This is a genomic window from Micromonospora sp. WMMD723 (assembly GCF_049863385.1).
GTDB lineage: Bacteria > Actinomycetota > Actinomycetes > Mycobacteriales > Micromonosporaceae > Micromonospora > Micromonospora wenchangensis.
The window spans coordinates 5468934-5489052 of sequence record NZ_JBMKNR010000001.1; the positions used below are offsets into that span (position 1 = coordinate 5468934).

At 72.4% G+C, this 20119-nt stretch carries 20 protein-coding genes; 10 read left to right on the top strand and 10 right to left on the bottom strand.

Annotation, left to right across the window (positions count from 1 at the left end; genetic code table 11):
• From ACN261_RS23755 to ACN261_RS23765, 3 genes are all read right to left on the bottom strand, one after another.
• Positions 1–732 carry a response regulator gene (locus tag ACN261_RS23755; RefSeq protein WP_425853641.1) on the bottom strand — a complete coding sequence of 244 codons (732 nt, stop codon included), beginning with the start codon at positions 730–732 and terminating at the stop codon, positions 1–3.
• A gap of 20 nt (positions 733–752) precedes the next feature.
• A complete protein-coding gene (locus ACN261_RS23760; protein ID WP_363795341.1) occupies positions 753–1946 on the bottom strand; it encodes a sensor histidine kinase in 1194 nt (397 codons plus the stop codon).
• 103 nt (positions 1947–2049) lie between these two features.
• Positions 2050–2961, bottom strand: coding sequence for a RecB family exonuclease (locus ACN261_RS23765; RefSeq protein WP_421481867.1), 912 nt, complete (start codon positions 2959–2961; stop codon positions 2050–2052).
• Between the two features lie 139 nt (positions 2962–3100).
• On the opposite strand from ACN261_RS23765, the gene ACN261_RS23770 reads away from it, so the two are divergent.
• The 3 genes from ACN261_RS23770 to ACN261_RS23780 all read left to right on the top strand — a co-directional run bounded on the left by ACN261_RS23770 (position 3101) and on the right by ACN261_RS23780 (position 5865).
• On the top strand, positions 3101–4192 hold the full coding sequence (locus tag ACN261_RS23770) for a site-2 protease family protein (protein ID WP_425853642.1): 1092 nt from the start codon (positions 3101–3103) through the stop codon (positions 4190–4192).
• Between the two features lie 74 nt (positions 4193–4266).
• Complete coding sequence (locus tag ACN261_RS23775) at positions 4267–5211, top strand: tRNA (adenine-N1)-methyltransferase (protein ID WP_425853643.1); 945 nt, start codon at positions 4267–4269, stop codon at positions 5209–5211.
• An 81-nt stretch (positions 5212–5292) separates the two neighbouring features.
• A complete protein-coding gene (locus ACN261_RS23780) occupies positions 5293–5865 on the top strand; it encodes a hypothetical protein (RefSeq protein ID WP_088646669.1) in 573 nt (190 codons plus the stop codon).
• A 66-nt stretch (positions 5866–5931) separates the two neighbouring features.
• Here ACN261_RS23780 and ACN261_RS23785 read toward each other — a convergent pair whose 3' ends face one another.
• Positions 5932–6228 (bottom strand): ferredoxin, encoded by a 297-nt coding sequence (locus ACN261_RS23785; protein WP_088646668.1) that lies wholly within the window; start codon positions 6226–6228, stop codon positions 5932–5934.
• A 176-nt stretch (positions 6229–6404) separates the two neighbouring features.
• Between ACN261_RS23785 and arc the strand changes: the two genes are divergently transcribed.
• The 7 genes from arc to prcA all read left to right on the top strand — a co-directional run bounded on the left by arc (position 6405) and on the right by prcA (position 14667).
• Positions 6405–8186: a proteasome ATPase gene (arc, locus tag ACN261_RS23790; protein WP_088646667.1), complete on the top strand. Its 1782-nt coding sequence runs from the start codon at positions 6405–6407 to the stop codon at positions 8184–8186.
• Between the two features lie 151 nt (positions 8187–8337).
• Positions 8338–10407: a hypothetical protein gene (locus tag ACN261_RS23795; RefSeq protein WP_425852206.1), complete on the top strand. Its 2070-nt coding sequence runs from the start codon at positions 8338–8340 to the stop codon at positions 10405–10407.
• Positions 10408–10465: 58 nt separating this feature from the next.
• A complete protein-coding gene (dop, locus tag ACN261_RS23800; RefSeq protein ID WP_363655246.1) occupies positions 10466–11983 on the top strand; it encodes a depupylase/deamidase Dop in 1518 nt (505 codons plus the stop codon).
• A gap of 109 nt (positions 11984–12092) precedes the next feature.
• A complete protein-coding gene (locus ACN261_RS23805; RefSeq protein WP_302743503.1) occupies positions 12093–12305 on the top strand; it encodes a ubiquitin-like protein Pup in 213 nt (70 codons plus the stop codon).
• A gap of 21 nt (positions 12306–12326) precedes the next feature.
• On the top strand, positions 12327–13013 hold the full coding sequence (locus ACN261_RS23810) for an endonuclease VII domain-containing protein (protein WP_421481869.1): 687 nt from the start codon (positions 12327–12329) through the stop codon (positions 13011–13013).
• On the top strand, positions 12932–13771 hold the full coding sequence (gene prcB / locus ACN261_RS23815) for a proteasome subunit beta (protein WP_204960155.1): 840 nt from the start codon (positions 12932–12934) through the stop codon (positions 13769–13771). Before ACN261_RS23810 ends, prcB begins: the two co-directional genes overlap by 82 nt.
• Positions 13772–13833: 62 nt before the next feature.
• Positions 13834–14667, top strand: coding sequence for a proteasome subunit alpha (gene prcA / locus ACN261_RS23820; protein WP_088646869.1), 834 nt, complete (start codon positions 13834–13836; stop codon positions 14665–14667).
• A gap of 55 nt (positions 14668–14722) precedes the next feature.
• On the opposite strand, the gene ACN261_RS23825 is transcribed toward prcA, so the two are convergent.
• Genes ACN261_RS23825 through rfbB form a run of 6 tightly spaced genes read right to left on the bottom strand, consistent with a single transcriptional unit; the run spans position 14723 to position 20045 of the window.
• Positions 14723–15751 (bottom strand): glycosyltransferase family 2 protein, encoded by a 1029-nt coding sequence (locus ACN261_RS23825; RefSeq protein ID WP_425852212.1) that lies wholly within the window; start codon positions 15749–15751, stop codon positions 14723–14725.
• Positions 15752–17062 carry a lipopolysaccharide biosynthesis protein gene (locus ACN261_RS23830; RefSeq protein WP_425852214.1) on the bottom strand — a complete coding sequence of 437 codons (1311 nt, stop codon included), beginning with the start codon at positions 17060–17062 and terminating at the stop codon, positions 15752–15754.
• A complete protein-coding gene (locus tag ACN261_RS23835; protein ID WP_145920205.1) occupies positions 17062–17763 on the bottom strand; it encodes a glycosyltransferase family 2 protein in 702 nt (233 codons plus the stop codon). The genes ACN261_RS23830 and ACN261_RS23835 overlap by 1 nt, the downstream gene beginning before the upstream one ends.
• The gene (locus ACN261_RS23840) at positions 17756–18163 is read right to left on the bottom strand and encodes a DUF2304 domain-containing protein (RefSeq protein WP_145920204.1); all 408 of its coding nucleotides are present in this window, start codon (positions 18161–18163) and stop codon (positions 17756–17758) included. Before ACN261_RS23840 ends, ACN261_RS23835 begins: the two co-directional genes overlap by 8 nt.
• Positions 18160–19047, bottom strand: a complete 888-nt coding sequence (gene rfbD / locus ACN261_RS23845; RefSeq protein WP_421481871.1) for a dTDP-4-dehydrorhamnose reductase — start codon at positions 19045–19047, stop codon at positions 18160–18162. The genes ACN261_RS23840 and rfbD overlap by 4 nt, the downstream gene beginning before the upstream one ends.
• On the bottom strand, positions 19044–20045 hold the full coding sequence (gene rfbB / locus ACN261_RS23850) for a dTDP-glucose 4,6-dehydratase (RefSeq protein ID WP_421481872.1): 1002 nt from the start codon (positions 20043–20045) through the stop codon (positions 19044–19046). The genes rfbD and rfbB overlap by 4 nt, the downstream gene beginning before the upstream one ends.
• Positions 20046–20119: the final 74 nt, after the last annotated feature.

Sequence of the window (20119 nt, forward strand, 5' to 3'; positions counted from 1 at the left end):
CTACGCCTTGGGGCGGACCAGCCCCGACTCGTACGCCAGCACCACCGCCTGCACCCGGTCGCGCAGCCGTAGCTTGGTCAGCACGTGCCCGACGTGCGTCTTGATCGTCGTCTCGCTGACCGACAACGCGGCGGCGATCTCCGCGTTGGACAACCCCCGGGCCACCTGGACGAGCACCTCCCGTTCCCGCTCGGTCAACGTGCCCAACGCCTTCGGTGGGCTCGCCGACGGGTCGGGCAGCACGGTGGCGAACCGGTCCAGCAGCCGTTTGAGGATGCGCGGCGCCACCACCGCCTCCCCGGCGGCCACCGTCCGGATGGCGGTGACCAGGTCGTCGGCCGGCACGTCCTTGGCCAGGAAGCCGCTCGCCCCGGCCCGCAACGCCCCCACCACGTACTCGTCGAGGTCGAAGGTGGTGAGGATGAGCACCCGCACCGGCAAGCGTGCCTCGACGATCGCCCGGGTCGCGGCCACCCCGTCCATCCGGGGCATCCGGATGTCCATCAGCACCACGTCGGGCAGCAGCCGCCGGGACAGCTCCACCGCCTCCTGACCGTCCCCGGCCTCGGCGACGATGTCGAGGTCGTCCTCGGTGCCCAGCACCATCCGGAACCCGGTGCGCAGCAACGGCTGATCGTCGGCGAGCAGGATCCGCACCGGCCGTCCGGGCGGGCGGGCGGCGGCCGCACCGTCCGGCGCGGACGACGGGGGGCTGCCGTACGTCTGGCCCATCTGCTGTCCCCGTTCCCCCGTCACGCCGGGACCGTCCCGGCCGGTTCCACCGGAATTCTCGCGTACACCCGGAAGCCGCCGCCGGGCCGTGGCCCGATCCGCAGGGTTCCACCGTAGAGGGCCACCCGTTCGCGCATGCCGACAAGTCCGTGCCCGATCCGGTCGGGTCCCGGCTCCGGACCCCGCCCGGTGTCGGTGATCTCCACGGTCAGACCGCCGCCGTCGACGCCCAGCCGGACGGTCGCGGTGGCCGAACCGGCGTGTTTGAGCGCGTTGGTCAACGCCTCCTGGGTGATCCGGTACACCGTCAGCGAGACACCCTCGTCGACCGTCGGCACCGGGTCCGCGACCTCCAGGACGACCGGTAGCCCCGCCTCGCGTACCTGCTCCACCAGCGCGGTGATGCCGGCCAGGCCGGGCTGCGGGGTGAGGTCGGCGGCGGGCTCCGCGTCGGTCCGCAGCACGTCCAGCAGCCGGCGCATCTCCCGCAGCGTGACCCGGCTGGTGTCCTCGATGGTGGCGATCGCCTCGTCGGCGGCGGCCAGATCCCGGTGCAGCACCCGCCGGGCCCCGGTGGCCAGCACCCCCATCACGCTGACGTGGTGGGCTACCACGTCGTGCAGTTCCCGGGCGATCCGACGCCGCTCGTCGGCCACCGCCTGCTCGGCCAGCGCCCGCTGGTTGTCCTCGGCCGCCCGGGCCCGCTCCCGCAGGGCCCGCAGCGAGGTGCGCCGGGCCCGCACCGCCCGCCCCACCGCGTAGGCGAGCAACGCGGTGAGCAGGTTGTTGAGCACCAGGTACGCCGGACCGACGTCGAGCCCGGTGTCCAGCGGGGTGAGCACGTTGAGGGCGGCCACCGGCACCCAGAGCAGCACCGTGGCGGCCACCGCCGCGAGCGCCGCCCGGTGCACCGCCATCGTGTACGTCAAGACCAGGAACGTCAGGCTCTGCGTGGTCGGGGCGTGCCCGAGCACCGCCGGCACGGCCAGGGTGGCCAGCGCCGCCCCCACCGCCGGCCACGGCGCGACCCGGCGCAACGCCACCGGGGCCGCGCACAACCCGCTCCAGGCCAGCATGGACGGCAACTGCCGGGGCCAGAACTCGCGCGGGGTGAGCAGGACGAAGGCGACCTCGACCAGCACCAGCGCGGCGGCGAACAGGACGTCACCGGCCAACGGCCGGCGCACCCACCACCGCTCGGGTCCCTCGGTCATACCGCGACGCTAGCCGCCCGCCGGGGCGTCCGGTCGTCGCCGACGGTGAACCTCGCCTCCTCCTCACGGATGAGCCGGTCTCCACCCGCCGGGGACGCTGGCGCTACTCGTCGGCGCCCGGGGTGGCCGGACGGGACCGGGCGTCGCGCAACGGGTCGGCCGCCCCGGCCCGCTCGGGAAACGGCGGCGGGGTGCCACCGAAGGCCGGGCAGTGCGCCTGGTGGTTGCACCAGTCGCAGAGCCGGCTCGGCCGGGGACGGAAGTCCTGCCGCGCGGTGGCCTGCTCGATGGCCTGCCAGAGCGCCACCACCGTACGCTCGAACCGCAGCAGCTCGTCGGCGTCGGGGGAGTAGTCGCAGACCTCGGCGTCCTTGAGGTAGAGCAGGCGCAACACCCGCGGCACCACCCCCCGGGTGCGCCACAGCACCAGCGCGTAGAACTTCAACTGGAACAGCGCCCGTGCCTCGAACGCCTCCCTCGGTGCGCCGCCGGTCTTGTAGTCGACCACCCGCAACGCCCCGTCGGGGGCCACGTCGAGCCGGTCGAGGTAACCCCGGATGAGCAGCTCGTCGTCGACCACCGCGGAGATCAGGCTCTCCCGCTCGGCGGGCTCCAGCCGGCGCGGGTCCTCCACCGCGAAGTAGCCCTCCAGCAGGGCCGCCGCCGACCGGAGGAACTCGGCCGTGCCCGGCTCGTCGCCCGGGTCGAACAGGCCGGCCAGCTCGGGCTGCCCGGTGACCAGCCGGTCCCACTGCGGGCCGACGAGGTCACCGGCGGCCTGCGGGGTGCGCCCGGCCGCCGGCAGGTCGAACAACCGTTCCAGCACCGCGTGCACCAGGGTGCCCCGGGCCTGTTCGACGCTGGGCCGCTCGGGCAGCCGGTCGATGCTGCGGAACCGGTAGAGCAGCGGGCAGGTCTTGAAGTCGGCCGCCCGCGACGGCGACAGCGAGGCCCGGACCGTGGCGGGCAGCGCCGCCGGAGGATGCTGCTGGTCGATCACCGGTTCCGCCGTCATGCCCCGAAGGTTAGGACACCGGTCTGACAGGGCCGTGCTCGCCGCACCGGGCATGATCGGGTCGGCGCGTAGCATCGGGGCGGTGGAGTCCCGTCCCCGCCCGCCGCGTCGGCCCCGCAGCGGACTGACCGTCGGCCGGGTGTTCGGGGTGCCGCTGCACCTCAACGTGTCGATGCTGCTGCTCACCCTGCTGGTGACCGTCACCTACGCCGAGTTCGCCCGGGACCGGCTCGGCCTGTCCCCGCTCGGCGGCTACCTGATCGGCCTCGGCTTCGTGGTGTCGCTGCTCGGCTCGGTCCTGCTGCACGAGCTGGGGCACGCGCTGACCGCCCGCCGGTACGGCATCGGTGTGCGCGGGATCACCCTGGAACTGCTCGGCGGCTACACCGAGATGGACCGGGACGCCCCCACCCCCCGGGTGGAGCTGCTGGTCTCGCTGGCCGGTCCGGCCGTCTCGGCGCTGCTCGGCGGGCTCGCCGTGGCCGCCACCCTGGCCACCCCCGACCACACCCTGGCCCACCAGCTCGCCCTGCAACTGGCGTTGAGCAACGTCATCGTCGCCGTGTTCAACGTGCTGCCCGGCCTGCCCCTGGACGGCGGTCGGGCGCTGCGCGCCGTGCTGTGGCGGATCACCCGCGACCGGCACCGGGCCACCGAGGTCGCCGGCTGGGTCGGGCGGGCCGTCGCGGTGGGCACCGCCGGGCTGGTCGTGCTGCTCACCGTCCAACGGGTGCTGGTGCCGTTGGCGCTACCGCTGATGCTGCTGGTCGCGGTCACCCTCTGGCGGGGCGCCGGGCAGTCGATCCGGTACGCCCGGATCAGCCGCCGGGTGCCGCTGCTCGACCTGGGCCGGCTGGTCCGTCCGGTCGTCGCCGTCCCCACCGGCACGCCGCTTTCCGAGGCGCAACGCCGGCACGCCGAGCAGGGACCACCCGGGTCCGCCGTGCTGGTGGTCGACGGCGCGGGCCGGCCGGTCGCCCTGGTCGACCCGGCGGCGGCGGAGGCCGTACCGGTGGGGCGGCGGCCCTGGTTGGGGGTGGACGCGGTGGCCCGCCCGCTGGCCGCGCTGCCGGCGGTGCCCCTCGGTCTGGACGGCGAACGGCTGATGGCGGCCGTGCAGGCCCACCCGGGCGCACGGTACGTGGTGACGTCAGGCGAAGATGTGGTCGGCGTTCTGCACATCGCGGATCTCGCCCAGGTCCTCGAACCCACACGGAAGATGAACAGGTGACCGCAGCACATCCCCCCGCCCTCCCGGCCCCCGACGGCACACCGACGTCCACCGCCGTCGCGGAACTCCCCCCGGTGCACCGGGGCCCCTTCCGTCCCGGTGACCGGGTGCAGTTGACCGATCCCAAGGGGAGGATGCACACCGTCACCCTGGAGCACGGCAAGGAGTTCCACACCCACCGCGGCATCCTGGCGCACGACGCGCTGATCGGGCAGCCCGACGGCAGCGTGGTCAGCACCGCAGGTGGCGGGACGGCGTTCCTGGCGCTGCGTCCGCTGCTGTCGGACTACGTGCTGTCGATGCCGCGCGGCGCCCAGGTGATCTATCCGAAGGACTCGGCGCAGATCGTCGCCATAGGCGACATCTTCCCCGGGGCCAAGGTGCTGGAGGCCGGCGCCGGCTCCGGGGCGCTGAGCTGCTCCCTGCTGCGTGCCGTCGGCACCGGTGGTGAGCTGCACTCCTACGAGGTGCGCGACGACTTCGCCCAGATCGCCCGACGCAACGTGGAGGCGTTCTTCGGCGCGCCGCACCCGGCCTGGCGGCTGCACGTCGGCGACGTCGCCGACTGCCCGGAGACCGGTTTCGACCGGATCATCCTGGACATGCTCACCCCGTGGGAGACCCTCGACATGGTCGAGCGGGCGCTGCTGCCCGGGGGCGTGTTCATCGGCTACGTGGCGACCACCCCGCAGCTGTCCGAGCTGGTCGAGGCGCTGCGCGAGCGGGGCGGCTGGACCGAGCCGCGGGCCTGGGAGTCGCTGGTGCGCGACTGGCACGCCGAGGGGCTCGCCGTCCGGCCCGACCACCGGATGATCGCGCACACCGCGTTCCTGGTGTCCGCGCGTAAGCTCGCTCCGGGCGTCACCGCGCCGCCGCGCCGCCGCAAGCCCAGCAAGGGCGCGGAGGCGTACGCCGAACGCAAGCAGGCGCTGCGGGAGGCGGCGGCGGCCCGGGAGGCGGCGGCGCAGGCCACCGCCGCCGCGTCGGCCGCCGGAGCCGACGGGCAGGACCTGCCGTGACGGCGGATCGGAGCGGCTGGGCGTGAACGGGCAGAACCCGACGGCCGGTGCGGGCCGACGGTGTGACCGCGGGGAGTGGGCATGAGTCGGCCGGGCTTCGGCGGCGGTGAGCTGCCGGCCGTGTTTCCCGACTGGTCGCCGTACCAGGACCTGGAGTCGGCGGCGCGGGCCTACCTGCGTGACCCGGACATCGCCCTGGAGGCGCTCGGCGGGGTGCTGCGGGGTGCCTCGGTGCTCGGCTTCACCCTGGAACGCTTCGTCAACGAGGTCAACGGGGTGTGGCAGGAGGTCGTCGTCTGCGACGGCAGCCGGCTGGTGCTCTGGCACGGCGAGGACGTGCCGCCGGGGGAGGGCCCGCCCGGGTCGATGACGTCGTCGCTGCGGGTGGTGCCGGTCTCCACGGTCACCGAGGTGGGTTGCCGGCGGCGGCTCACCCGGGCCGAGAACGGCGAGGTACGGGTGGACAGCATCGACGTCTACCTGCTGCTCACCTCGCTGGACGAGGCCCCGCCCGGCGACGAGATGGTCGGTGCGCCCCGGCACGACGCGCTGCGCTTCGGCAAGACCCTCGACGACGGCGGGGCCGGCCAGATCGCCCGGCTGGAGGAGTTCGCCCGGCTGGTCGCCTCGGTGGTCGGCCGCCCGCTGCTGTGACGCCGTGACCGGGCCGGGGGCGACGCCGGGGCGATCCCGGCCCGGGGCCGCCCGGTCGTCCCCGGCTCAGTCGTCCTCGGCCTCGGGGCCGGCGACCTCGACGCCGTCGCTGCCGCGCACCACGTGGATGCACTCACCCGGGCACTCCTTCGCGGAGTCGATCACTTCCAGCCGCAGGTGTTCCGGCACGTCGACCCGGCTGCCGGGGGCGAGCCGCAGCTCACCGTCGACGCCCTTGACGTACGCCAGGCCGTCGACGTCGAACTCGAAGACCTCCGGCGCGTACTGCACGCAGAGCCCGTCACCCGTGCAGAGGTCCTGGTCAACCCAGACCTGCAACTGGTCGGTAGCGACGTCGGTCACCAGGCACCCCCCATGTTCTCCCGTCCCACTCCCCGACGGTACCCGAACGGCCGGACCTGCCCCTCAGGCGTCCCTGGCGATCAAGGTTCGGTGACGAGGGCGTTGCGTGGGACCGAATCGGCCTCATAGCGGCTAGTGTTAGGGCAGAACGTTCAAGCCCCCCGGGGAGGTGGGACGTGGCACGCAGTGACGACGCGGACTCGCGCGCCGCACGGTGGGAGAAGGAGGCCCACGATCTCTCCACGCAGGTCGCGTTCCTTCAGGAGGAACTCGCTCTGGTGCGGCGCAAGTTGACCGAAAGCCCCCGACACGTCCGGCAGCTCGAAGAGCGGCTGGCGGCCACCCAGGCACAGTTGGCGCGGCTCACCGAGAACAACGACCGGCTCGTGAGCACCCTCAAGGAGGCTCGCGCGCAGATCGTGACGCTCAAGGAGGAGATCGACCGGCTGGCACAGCCGCCGTCCGGCTACGGTGTCTTCCTCGCGCGACACGACGACGGCACGGTGGACATCTTCACCGGCGGACGCAAGCTCCGGGTAGCCGTCTCACCCTCGCTGGACGCCGAGGAGTTGCGGCGCGGCCAGGAGGTCCTGCTCAACGACGCGCTCAACATCGTCGACGCGTTCGGCTACGAGCGGGTCGGTGAGGTGGTGATGCTCAAGGAGATCCTCGCGGGTCCCGAGGGCGCTCCGGGCGACCGGGCGCTGGTGGTCTCGCACTCCGACGAGGAGCGCATCGTCCACCTGGCCGACACCCTGATCGGCACCGCGATCAGGGCCGGCGACTCGCTCATGATCGAGCCCCGTTCGGCGTACGCGTACGAGCGGATCCCGAAGAGCGAGGTCGAGGAGTTGGTGCTGGAGGAGGTGCCCGACGTCGACTACACCGACATCGGCGGCCTCCAGTCGCAGATCGAGCAGATCCGCGATGCGGTGGAGCTGCCCTTCCTGCACGCCGACCTGTTCCGGGAGCACCAGCTCCGGCCACCGAAGGGCATCCTGCTCTACGGCCCGCCGGGCTGTGGCAAGACGCTCATCGCCAAGGCGGTGGCCAACTCGCTGGCCAAGAAGATCGCCGAGCGGCTGGGCAAGGACCGGCACACCAGCTTCTTCCTCAACATCAAGGGCCCGGAGCTGCTCAACAAGTACGTCGGCGAGACCGAGCGGCACATCCGGCTGATCTTCCAGCGGGCCCGGGAGAAGGCCGGGGAGGGCACCCCGGTCATCGTGTTCTTCGACGAGATGGACTCGATCTTCCGGACCCGTGGCTCCGGTGTCTCCTCCGACGTGGAGAACACCATCGTCCCGCAGCTGTTGAGCGAGATCGACGGCGTCGAGGGCCTGGAGAACGTGATCGTGATCGGTGCCTCCAACCGGGAGGACATGATCGACCCGGCCATCCTGCGCCCCGGCCGGCTCGACGTGAAGATCAAGATCGAGCGTCCGGACGCCGAGGCGGCCAAGGACATCTTCTCCAAGTACATCCTCGCCGGGCTGCCGCTGCACGCCGACGACCTGGCCGAGCACGGCGGCGAGCCGCAGGCCACCGTCGCGGCCATGATCGACGCGGTCGTCCTGCGGATGTACTCGGAGACCGAGGAGAACCGCTTCCTCGAGGTCACCTACGCCAACGGTGACAAGGAGGTCCTGTACTTCAAGGACTTCAACTCCGGCGCGATGATCCAGAACATCGTCGACCGGGGCAAGAAGATGGCGATCAAGGAGTTCCTCACCTCCGGGCGCAAGGGGCTGCGGCTGCAGCACCTGCTCGACGCCTGCGTCGACGAGTTCCGGGAGAACGAGGACCTGCCCAACACCACCAACCCGGACGACTGGGCCCGGATCTCCGGCAAGAAGGGCGAGCGGATCGTCTACATCCGCACGCTCGTCTCCGGCGGCAAGGGCACCGAGGCCGGCCGTTCCATCGAAACCGCGAGCAACACCGGCCAGTACCTCTGACCGGCCGACCGGGCGGGCCCGCGACGCGACGCGTCGCGGGCCCGCGCGTCTGCGTCACCCACTGTTAACCGCGCCACCCCGCGTGGGGCGGGTGGAATGCCGGACTCGTCGTTAGACTTCCCCCACCGCGTAGTCGACTCCGAGGAACCGCGTGCCGCCCGAGCTCTCCGTCGCCGATCCGCCGCTGTCCCCGGCACTGGATCGCACGCCCCCCACCGTCCCGACGGCCCCGAGGGGCCGCCGCTGGCGGTGGATACCCCTCCTGCTGGCCGCCCTCGTCGCCGCCTGGGTCGTGCCCCTCGCCGGGCACGCCCTGCACCGGGAGTGGCTGCTCCCGCCGATCGTCCTGGTCGCCACGGCCAGCCTGCTCCGCGGTGGCCGCACCCTGCTCGACCGGTTGATGCTCGCGCTCGGCCTGCTGCTCGGCCTGACCGCGATCGCCGGCCTGGTCTTCCCGGTCTGGCCCTGGGGGATGCGGCCGGTGCCGCTGACCGGGATCGCCCTCACCGCGCTGGCCCTCGCCGCCGCCGCGCTGCGCCGCCGGCCCCGGCTGCCCCGACCCGGCTGGGCCGACCTGTTCCCGCTGGCCGGCGCCGCCGCCATGGTGGTCTACCTGCGGCAGCCCTGGCAGCGCGCCACCGACCTCGCCGACCGGCTCACCGTCCTCGGCATGGGCGAGGACAACTGGCGGCACCTGGCACTGTTCGACGCCATGGGCCGCCTCGACGGCTACACCTTCGTCGACCCGGCCGCCGCCCGGGAGCAGATCACCGCCCAGCTCATCTACTACCCGCAGGGCTGGCACCTGGTCACCGCCCTGCTCGACGGCTTCCTGACCCCCACCGGGCCGCGCGTCGACGCCCTCGTCGCCCACTACTTCGGCTGGACCATCGCCGGCTTCGGACTGTTCACCCTCGTGCTGATCTGGGCGGCCCAACGGCTGGCCGGCCCGATCCACCTGCTGCACCGCACCGTGCTCACCGTGGTCGTCGGCGCGCTGGTGCTCGGCACCCAACTGCCCCGCCTGCTCAACGCCGGCTACCCCACCGAGGTGCTCGGGCTGACCCTGACCGTCCTGATCGCCACCCTGGTCGCCCGGCCCGTCCCCGGCACCCGCGAACAGGTCGTGCTGCTGTGCGCCCTGCTCGCCGCCGTCGGGTTCACCTACTACCTGTTCCTGCCGGCCGCCGCCGTCCTGGTCCTGTGCTGGGTGCTCACCCACTGGCGGGAGGCGCTGCGCCGCTGGTTCACCGTGCTGACGGTCGGCCTGGCCGGGGCCGCGCTCGCCCTGATCGCCCCGCTGCTCGGCGTGCTCCGGGCCGGGCAGACCGAGGCGCTGGTTATCGGCTCGTCCCAGGCCGTCGAGGGCTGGCGGGCGCTGATCTGGCTCGGCGGGATCGTCGGAGTGGCCCTGCTCGTGCAGATCGCCCGCACCGACCCGGCCTGGCGACGCTGGCTGCTGGTCGGCGTCGTCGGGGTGGCCCTGCCGCTGACCATCGCGCAGATCAACACCAACGCCGGGGTGGCACCGGGCTACTACTTCGTCAAGGGCACCCACCTGGCCACCGCGCTGCTCATCGTCGGCACCGCCGCGGTGGCCCGGTTGCTGCCGGTGCCCCGGCCCGGCCTGAGCTGGCGCGGGGTCGGCAGCACCGCCGCCGGGGTGCTCGCCGCCGCCCTCACCATGACGGTCGCGGTGGCGCTGTGCGGAGTCACCGGCTGGCACCGCAGCCTGCTGGTGGTCGACGAGCAGACCTGGGCGCAGCGCTGGGTCCACCAGGACCTCACCCTGCCGTCCCGGGTGGCCTGGGTGTGCGCCGACGCCCAGCAGCGCTACCCGGAGGTCCCGGGGACCACCACCCTGGTCATCGACCGGGGGCCGGTGCGCTCCTATCTCATCTCGCTGTGCCTGTCGGCACTGCACGGCACCACCGCCGCCACCGACCCCGGCATCTACAGCCTGCCGTTCCTCGAACCGGACCGCACCGACATCATCGTGCGCCGGGTTTCCGGCCCGGTCCGGTTCATCACCTCCGACCCCAAGGGGGAGCGCCGGGTGCACCGGATGCTGCGCGACGAACCCGCGCTGCGGCACCGGTTGAGCTGGGTGCCGCTGACCGTCCCCGAGTGCGACGTGGCCCCCTCGGACGAGCCGCCCCCGCCGACCCCGGAGACGGCGACGCCCGACCCGGCCGAGGCGGCATGCCCCCTTCCCCGGTGAGGCGGACTACGCTCGACGTGACGGCGGACCGGGTGAGGCGAGCGGAGCGGGTAGGTCGATGAGCGTCAGAAGGATCATGGGCACCGAGGTCGAGTACGGGATCTCCGTGCCCGGCCAGGCCGGAGCGAACCCGATGGTCACCTCGTCGCAGGTGGTCAACGCGTACGGCGCACGCCCGGAACTCAACCGGGGCGGCCGGGCCCGCTGGGACTACGAAGAGGAGTCGCCGCTGCGCGACGCCCGCGGGTTCACCTACTCCGGGGCCGCCTACGACCCGGCGGAGGCGCTCGCCGACGAGGATCTCGGCCTGGCCAACGTGATACTCACCAACGGTGCCCGGCTCTACGTCGACCACGCCCACCCGGAATACTCCACACCCGAGGTGACCAACCCCCTCGACGTGGTGCGGTGGGACAAGGCGGGGGAGCGGGTGATGGCCGAGGCGGCCCGGCGGGCGGCCACCATCCCCGGCACCCAGCCGATCCACCTCTACAAGAACAACACCGACAACAAGGGCGCCAGCTACGGTGCCCACGAGAACTACCTGATGCGGCGGCAGACCCCGTTCGCCGACATCGTGGCGTACCTGACGCCGTTCTTCGTGACCCGGCAGATCGTCTGCGGTGCGGGCCGGGTCGGCATCGGGCAGGACGGCGGGCAGAGCGGCTTCCAGATCTCCCAGCGGGCGGACTTCTTCGAGGTCGAGGTGGGGCTGGAGACCACCCTCAAGCGGCCGATCATCAACACCCGTGACGAGCCGCACGCCGACGCCGACAAGTACCGCCGGTTGCACGTCATCATCGGCGACGCCAACCTGTCGGAGATCTCCACCTATCTCAAGGTGGGCACCACCGCGCTGATCCTCACCATGATCGAGGAGAAGGCGCTCGGCGCCGACCTGGGCATCGCGGACCCGGTCGCCGAGTTGCGGGCGGTCAGCCACGACCCGTCCCTGACCCACCGGATGCGGCTGCGTGACGGCCGGCGACTGACCGCCCTGGACCTCCAGTGGGCCTACTACGAGCGGGCCCGTTCCTTCGTGGACGAGCGGTACGGCGCGGACGCCGACGCGCAGACCCTGGACGTGCTGGAGCGCTGGGAACGGGTGCTGGACCGGCTGGGCCGGGACGTGTTCCTCTGCGCCGACGAGTTGGACTGGGTGGCGAAACTGCGGCTGCTGGAGGGCTACCGGGAGCGGGAGAAGCTGGGCTGGGGCTCGCACAAGCTCCAACTGGTCGACCTCCAGTACTCCGACGTCCGGCCGGAGAAGGGCCTCTACCACCGGCTGGTGACCCGGGGCTCGATGAAGACCATGCTGGACGACGAGCAGACCCGCCGGGCGATGACCGAGCCGCCGGAGGACACCCGGGCCTACTTCCGGGGCCGCTGCCTGGCCCAGTACGCCTCCGAGGTGGTCGCGGCGAGCTGGGATTCGGTGATCTTCGACGTGGGCCGGGAGTCGCTGGTCCGGGTGCCGATGATGGAACCGGAGCGGGGCACCCGCAAGCACGTGGGCGCGCTGTTCGACAGGTGCGACACCGCCAAGGACCTGCTGGAGACGTTGACCGGCGGCTGACCCGACCGGTGACGGTGGCCCGTCGTACGTCGGATGCCGGCGCGCGGCGGGCTTTTCGTCGCCTCCGCGAGGTAAGTTCATCGCAGACGATCGTGGAGGAGGCAGCGAGATGGCTTCACAAGAGGGCGGCCAGACCCAGTCGGGCAAGTCGCACCAGGCCGAGGAGATCGACGACGTCACCACCGAGGTCAACCCCGAGGTCGCCGAGCGGCACGCCGAGATCACCGAGGACGTCGACGACCTGCTCGACGAGATCGACTCGGTCCTGGAGGAGAACGCCGAAGAATTTGTCAGGGGTTATGTACAAAAAGGAGGTCAGTGAACAGATCGGCTCAAAACGGACATGCCGCTCCCGCTGGATGACCAGAACGGCCGTCGTCGTTGCCGCGACTGCGGGGAATGGAAGCCGCTCGTTGAGTTCTGTGCGAGCAGCAAGCGTCCCAGCGGTCGTGGCAGCTACTGTAAGCCTTGCTTCAACACCCGTTCGAAAGCCAGTTACGCCAAACGGATCAGGGAGCAGCATGGCCGAGAGGTGAGGGCCACCCGGGAAGTTCCGGAAGGTCATCGCTTCTGCGCCGACTGTGGAACCGTCAAGCCTGTGGTCGACTTTCCCCGTAACCGGGCCGACAGTACGGGCTATGCCACGTACTGCAAGCCCTGTCACAACAGCCGGACAAGGGAAGTCAGGCAGCGGCTCTACGGCGGCAGTCGCGAGTACCACCTGCGCCGCCGCTACGGGATCGGCGAAAAGGAGTTCCAGGAGCTGCTCGCCGAGCAGGGCGGCGTCTGCGCCGTCTGTGGCGCGGAAGATCCTCAACATGTGGACCACGATCACCGCACCGGATCGGTGCGCGGGATACTCTGCTTCAACTGCAACGGTGGTCTTGGCCAGTTCCGTGACAGTCCCACGAGGCTGGCCAGGGCGATCACGTACCTGAGAGGAACCACGTGGCAGCGGGCTTTGATCCATCCGGGCGTCTACCAGATGTGTTCACCAACGCGGGGACGTCCTCCTTCACCTCGTTCCTGAGCAGGGTGGCCCCCGAGATGCTGCCCGGCCGACGGCCGCTGCCGCCGGGCATGGCCGCCGACCTGGCGCCCCACGCCACCACCATCGTGGCCATCTCGGCCACCGGGGGCGTGGTGCTGGCCGGCGACCGCCGGGCCACCATGGGCAACCTGATCGCGCAGCGCGACATCGAGAAGGTGCACCCCGCCGACGCGTACTCGCTGGTCGGCATCGCCGGCACGGCGGGCATCGGCATCGAGCTGATGCGCCTGTTCCAGGTCGAGCTGGAACACTACGAGAAGATCGAGGGCGCGATGCTCTCCCTCGACGGCAAGGCCAACCGGCTCGCCGCGATGATCCGCGGCAACCTCGGTGCCGCCATGCAGGGGCTCGCGGTCGTCCCGCTGTTCGCCGGGTTCGACCTGGCCGCGCGGGACCCCGCCCGGGCCGGGCGGATCTTCAGCTTCGACGTCACCGGCGGCCCCTACGAGGAGACCGGCTACGACGCGATCGGCTCCGGTTCGCTGTTCGCCAAGTCGGCGTTGAAGAAGCGTTACCGGGCCGGCCTGTCCATCGACGACGCGACCCGGCTCGCCGTCGAGGCGCTCTACGACGCCGCCGACGACGACACGGCCACCGGCGGACCGGATCTGACCCGGCGGATCTACCCGGTGGTGATGACGGCGACCGCCGAGGGCACCCACCGGCTCACCGAGGCCGAGACGGCCACCATCGCCGAGGCCGTCGTCGCCGGGCGGATGGAGAACCCGGGCGGCTGACGCCGTCCCCACCCCCCACCAGCCCCAGTCGTCAGCACAGCGCCAGAAGGAGAACCGCCGCCGTGGCCATGCAGTTCTACGCCTCGCCCGAGCAGATCATGCGCGACCGCTCCGAGCTGGCCCGCAAGGGCATCGCCCGGGGGCGCAGCGCGGTGGTCCTGAGTTACACCGGCGGGGTGCTATTCGTCGCGGAGAACCTCTCCAGCGCCCTGCACAAGGTCAGTGAGATCTACGACCGGATCGGCTTCGCCGCCGTCGGCCGGTACAACGAGTTCGAGAACCTGCGCCGCGCCGGGGTGCGGATGGCCGACCTCAACGGCCTGAGCTACGACCGGCGCGACGTGACCGGCCGGGCGTTGGCCAACGCCTTCGCGCAGACCCTCGGCGCGATCTTCACCGAGCAGTCCAAGCCGTTCGAGGTGGAGATCTGCGTGGCGCAGGTCGGCGCCACGGCCGACGAGGACGAGCTGTACCGGCTCACCTACGACGGCTCGGTCAACGACGAGCCGGGCCGGATGGCGATGGGCGGTCAGGCCGAGGCGATCACCGGGGTGCTCAAGTCCGAGCACCGCCCCGACATGTCGCTCAGCGAAGCGGTCAGGGTGGCCTCGAAGGCGCTGAGCAGCGTCGGTGGCGAGGGTGGTGCGGCCCGGACGATCGCCCCCAACCAGCTGGAGGTGGCGGTCCTGGACCGCAACCGGGTGGGGCGTACCTTCCGGCGGATCACCGGCGCGGCGCTGACCGCGCTGCTGGAGGGCGACGCGGCGGGCGACGCCGCGCCGGCCGACGGCCGGGCCGCGACCCCGACGGTGCCGACGGAGGAGGCGCACAAGCCCACCACCTCGGCCGGCTCGGCCGACCTGGAGGGTCAGCCCCAGGAGAAGCCGGAAGCCTGACGCGTACGCGGACAGGGGCCGGGGTGTGAACCCCGGGCCCCTGTCGTGTCGACGGTCAGCGGGTGCGCAGCAGCGGCTTCGCCAGCGCCCAGTAGCCGGCGGCGATGACGTTGAAGACGCCCATGCCGGGCGGCGACTCGACGTTGGACGGGTCGACCGTGGCGGTCATCAGCTCGGCGATGATCCCGTCGGGGACCGTCCGCTCCTGCTGGAGCTGCCGGCGTCGGGCCCGCACCCAGGCCCGGTTGGTCCACAGCCAACCCCAGCCGCGCGCCTTCTCCCGCGCCCAGCCGCCGAGCAGCGCGGCCACCAGCATCGCCGTCTCGGTGAGCAGCAGCATCGGGGCGAGCACCACCAGCGTCCGCGTCTCGTACGCGGTGAGCAGCGAGATCAGCCGGTTGCGTTCCAGCAGGTAGTGCTTGAGCTTGTTGCGGGAGAACTCGTAGTGGTGCACCACCACCGCGTCCGGGACGTACTCCTGGCGCAGCCCGCGCTGCCACAGCCGCAGGCTGATCTCGGTGTCCTCGTGGTAGGCGAAGTATTCGGCGGCGAAGCCGTCCAGCTCCCGCCAGAGCGCCCGGTTGATCACGAAGCAGCAGCCGCTGATCGACGGCACGGTCGTCCGCCGGGCGTGCGCGCTGGCGGGCTGGCCGTTGCCGCCGGCCCAGGACAGCCCGATGTAGTGCAGCGGGTTGCCGGAGGTGTTGATCAGGTCGGGGTTCTCGGCGAGCCGGATCGAGGCCATCACCGCGCCCACGCCGGGCTCACCGGCCACCGCCACGGTGCGGGCGAGCGCGTCGGGGGCGACGACGGCGTCGGAGTTGACGAAGGCCAGCCACTCGCCGGTGGCCTCGGCGGCACCGACCCGGCAGCCGCCGGAGTAGCCGGTGTTCTCCTCCGGCCGGACCACCCGTACCCCGGCGAAGCCCTTGACCACGTCGATGCCGTCACCGGTGCAGCCGTTGTCGACCACGATCAGCTCGATCTCGACGCCCGTGCTGGCCAGCACGGCGCGGGCCGCGTCGACCAGGTAGGGCTCGGCGCCGTAGGCGAGCATCACCGCGGACACCTGGGGGCGGGACATCTACAGACCTCCGGAGACGCCGGTGGCCACCACGTCGTCGAGCGGCCGGCCGGGGGTGGGGGTGGCCGGGCGGGTGCCCCGGCGCAGCAGCAGGACGGCCATGGTGGCGGCCACCACCACTGACCCGACGGCGTAGGCCAGCTCGACGCGGAGCGCGACCGGGGCCTGGACGACCGTGACGGCGAGCAGGGCGGCCACCCCGATCGTCCAGGAGACCGCCTGGGCGCGGTGCCGGTCGAGGGCGAGCAGGGCCTGGCCGAGCACCATCGCCCACAGGTAGGCGAGGGTGCCGACGGCCAGCCAGGCGAAGTCGTCGTGGCCGAGCACGCCGGGGGCGTCGAAGAGCCGGTGGACGAGCCACGGGCCGAGTGCCACCGCGCCGATCGCGCCGGCGACGCCGAGGGCGGTGACCACGCCGAGCGCCCGGCGCAGCAGGCCGTGGAAGCCGGCGACGTCGCCGGTGGTGGCGGTGGTGGCCAGGCCGGGCAGCAGCGACGCCTGCATCGAGCCGAAGACGAACAGCGGGATGCGTACCAGCACCAGGGCGGAGAGCAGCGCGCCGGCGGTGGCCACGTCGGCCGGGTCGATCAGCCGGGCGTTGATCACGCCGACGTTGACCACGACCTGGGAGAGCAGGCTGGAGACGGTGAGCAGGCCGAGGCCGCGCAGCAGGGTGCCCCAGGCCACCGGGAGGCCGCCGCCGACGGCCCGCAGCACCGGCGGGAGGGTCACCAGCACCGACAGCAGCGGGGCGACGACCAGCACCGCGCCGTACCAGACGGGGTCGGTGACGCCGCTGACGCCGAGCCCGGCGACCAGCGCGATGCGCAGCCCGCCGTCGACGCCGAGCTGGGTGCCGTACCAGGGGAAGAGCTGCAGGCCGGACAGCACGCCCCGGGTGGTGTAGGCGACGGCCATCGCGACCAGCGCGCCGATCAGCACGGCGACCATGGTGCCGTCGCCGGCGAACAGCCGGTCGGTGAGCGCCTGGTGGCCGGCCAGGGTGACCACGACCAGCAGCGCCAGCACGGCGGCGGCGACGACCGCCCCCCGGGCCAGCACCGGCCCCGGGGGGAGCCCCTGGCTGCGGCGGGCGGCGACGACCCGGGCCACCTCCTGCTCGACGGGGATGAACACGCCGATGCCGAGGGTGAACACGATCGACCAGAGCACCGACAGCGAGGAGTAGTCGGCGAGGTCGAGGGCGTGCCCGGCCACCGCGAGGTGCACGTAGGAGGCGAGCCCGAGCAGGGCGAGCCCGCCTCCGACGGCGAGGGTGCCGGGCGGGACGAGGTTGAGCAGCCGCCGCATCACCGGCGGATGAGCGCCAGCGTGAGCACCGCGAAGGCCCGGCCCAGGTAGATCATCGCCTTGGCGGGGGAGTGGCTGGGGGTGCCCGCCATCCGCTTACGCATCGCCACCGGCACCTGGCGGATGCGGTAGCCACGCCGGGCGGTGTGCACCAGGGTCTCCACCGTGTCGCCGAGGTACTCGGCCGGGTACCAGCCGGCGAACATCTCGATGACCCGTCGGTTGGCGGCCCGGAACCCGGACGTGGTGTCGGTCAGCCGGGTCTTCGCGACCCGGGAGAGCACCCCGGACAGCATGACCATCGCCCAGCGGCGGGGTCCGCGCACCGAGTAGTCGCCCTCGCCGGCGAACCGGGCGCCGATGACGAGGTCGTTGTCGTCGAGCAGGTCGACCAGCTTGGGCACGTACCGGGGGTCATGCTGGCCGTCGGCGTCGATCTGGATCGCCACGTCGTAGTCGTTGTCGCGGGCGTAGCGGTAGCCGAGGCGCATCGCGCCGCCCACCCCGAGGTTGTACGGCAGCTTCGCCACCCGGGCGCCGGCGGCGGCGGCCACCGCGGCGGTCCGGTCGGTGGAGCCGTCGTCGACCACGAGCACGTCGACGCCGGGCAACTCGCCACGGACCTCGCCGACCACGTCGGCGATCGACCCGGACTCGTTGAGCGCCGGGATGATGATCAGGACGCGCTTGCCGTTAACCATCGTGGGACACCAGTTCGTCTCGGGTGGCTGCGGTGACCTGCGCGCCGTCGGCGAGCCGGGCGGCGCGTTCGGCGTCGATCTGCGCGCGGAGCAGGGCGAAGTCCTCGGCCAGGGTGCGGGTCTCCTCCTCCAGCGCGCTGACCTCCCAGCTCAGGTGCACACAGACCAGCAGCAGGAAGACGATGCCGAGGAAGAGCACGAGGCTGACGCCGGAGACCACGCCGAAGAAGCCGGCCACGTTGTCCAGCAGGCGGGGGAACAGCGACAACGGGATGACGATGACCAGTACGCCGAGCCAGAGCATGCCGTACTTCTCGCGGAGCTGCCGGCGGCGCAGCAGCTCGACGATGGTGGCGAGCAGGATCAGGCCGGTCAGACCGGTGACGAGGGTGAGCTTCATGCGACCTTCCACGGGGCGGGTGCAGTCGGGGAGGCGAAGGCGTCGGACAGCGCGTCGTGCCAGTCCGGCAGCGGGGGCAGGCCGGCCTCGGCCCACCGGTCGTGCCCTAGCACACTGTACGCGGGTCGTGCGGCCGGACGCGGAAACCGGTCGCTGGTGGTGGGTCGGACCCGGTCCGGGTCGAGCCCGGCCAGCGTGAAGGCGGCGCGGGCCAGCCCGTACCAGGTGGTCTGGCCGGTGCAGGTGCCGTGGTAGGTCCCGGCGGGGGCGCGTCCGGCCAGGGCCGCGTCGACGAGCGCCACCAGCCGGGTGGCCAGCGCGTACGACCAGGTGGGCTGGCCGTGCTGGTCGTCGACCACGTCGAGGTGCTCCCGGGTGGCGGCCAGGCCGAGCATGGTGGTGACGAAGTTGCGGCCGTGCGCCCCGTAGAGCCAGGCGGTCCGCACCAGGTAGCCGGTTTCGGGGAGGAATCGGACCACGGCCCGCTCCCCGGCGAGCTTGCTGCGGCCGTAGGCGTTGATCGGGTCGGTGGGGGCGTCCTCGGCGTACGGGGTGTCCGCGTCGCCGGCGAAGACGTAGTCGGTGGAGACGTGCACCAGTCGTGCGCCGTGTTCGGCGCAGGCGCGGGCCAGGTGGGCCACCGCGTCGCCGTTGACCGCGGTCGCCGCCGCCTCGTCGCGTTCCGCGCCGTCGACGTCGGTCCACGCGGCGGTGTTGAGCACCACGTCGTGTCCGGCGACGGCGGCCCGGACCGCCCCGGCGTCGGTGACGTCGAGGTCGGCGCGGGTGGCGGCGGTCACCGTGAGGTCGCCCCGGGTGGCCAGCACCGCCAGCAGGTCCCGGCCGAGCATGCCGCCCGCGCCGGTGACGAGCACCCGGGTCATGCGCCCGACGCCTTCTTCAGCGGCTCCCACCAGGCCCGGTTGTCCCGGTACCAGGCGACGGTCCGGGTCAGGCCCTCGTCGAGGTCGATGCTCGGGGCGTACCCCAGCTCGGTGTTGATCTTGCTGATGTCCAGCGAGTAGCGGCGGTCGTGGCCCTTGCGGTCGGCCACCGGGACGACCCGGTCCCAGCCGGCGTCGCACGCCTCCAGCAGCCGCCCGGTCAGCTCCTTGTTGCTCAGCTCGGTGCCGCCGCCGATGTGGTAGACCTCGCCGGAGCGCCCGGCGTGCGCCACCATCGCGATGCCCCGGCAGTGGTCGTGCACGTGCAGCCAGTCCCGGATGTTGCCGCCGTCACCGTAGAGCGGCACGGTGCCCCCGTCGAGCAGGTTGGTCACGAACAGCGGGACGACCTTCTCCGGGAACTGGTACGGCCCGTAGTTGTTGGAGCAGCGGGTGACCACCACGTCCATCCCGTGGGTCCGGTGGTAGGCCAGCGCCAGCAGGTCGGACCCGGCCTTCGAGGCCGAGTACGGCGAGTTCGGGGCCAGCGGCCAGGTCTCCGTCCAGGAGCCGGAGTCGATCGAGCCGTACACCTCGTCGGTGGAGACGTGCACGAACCGGCCCGTGCCGTGCCGCAGCGCCGCGTCCAGCAGGGTCTGGGTGCCCAGCACGTTGGTGGTGACGAACGGCGCGGCCCCGGCGATCGAGCGGTCGACGTGCGACTCGGCGGCGAAGTGCACGACCACGTCCTGACCGGCGACGACCTCGTCGACGGTCGCCGGGTCGCAGATGTCGCCCCGGACGAACCGCAGCCGGGGGTCGTCACGCACCGGGGCGAGGTTGTCCAGGTTGCCGGAGTAGGTCAGCTTGTCCAGCACGGTCACCGTGGCAGGCTCGACGGCGGGCACCCCGGACGCGTCGCCGCCGGGTACGCCCAGCAGCATCCGTACGTACTCCGACCCGATGAATCCGGCTCCGCCGGTGACGAGAATCCTCACGGGGACGGAAGTGTACGCGCACCGGCCCGCTGCTCCGGGGACCGTGACCCCGGTGTCCGGTTCGCGTCGGTCCC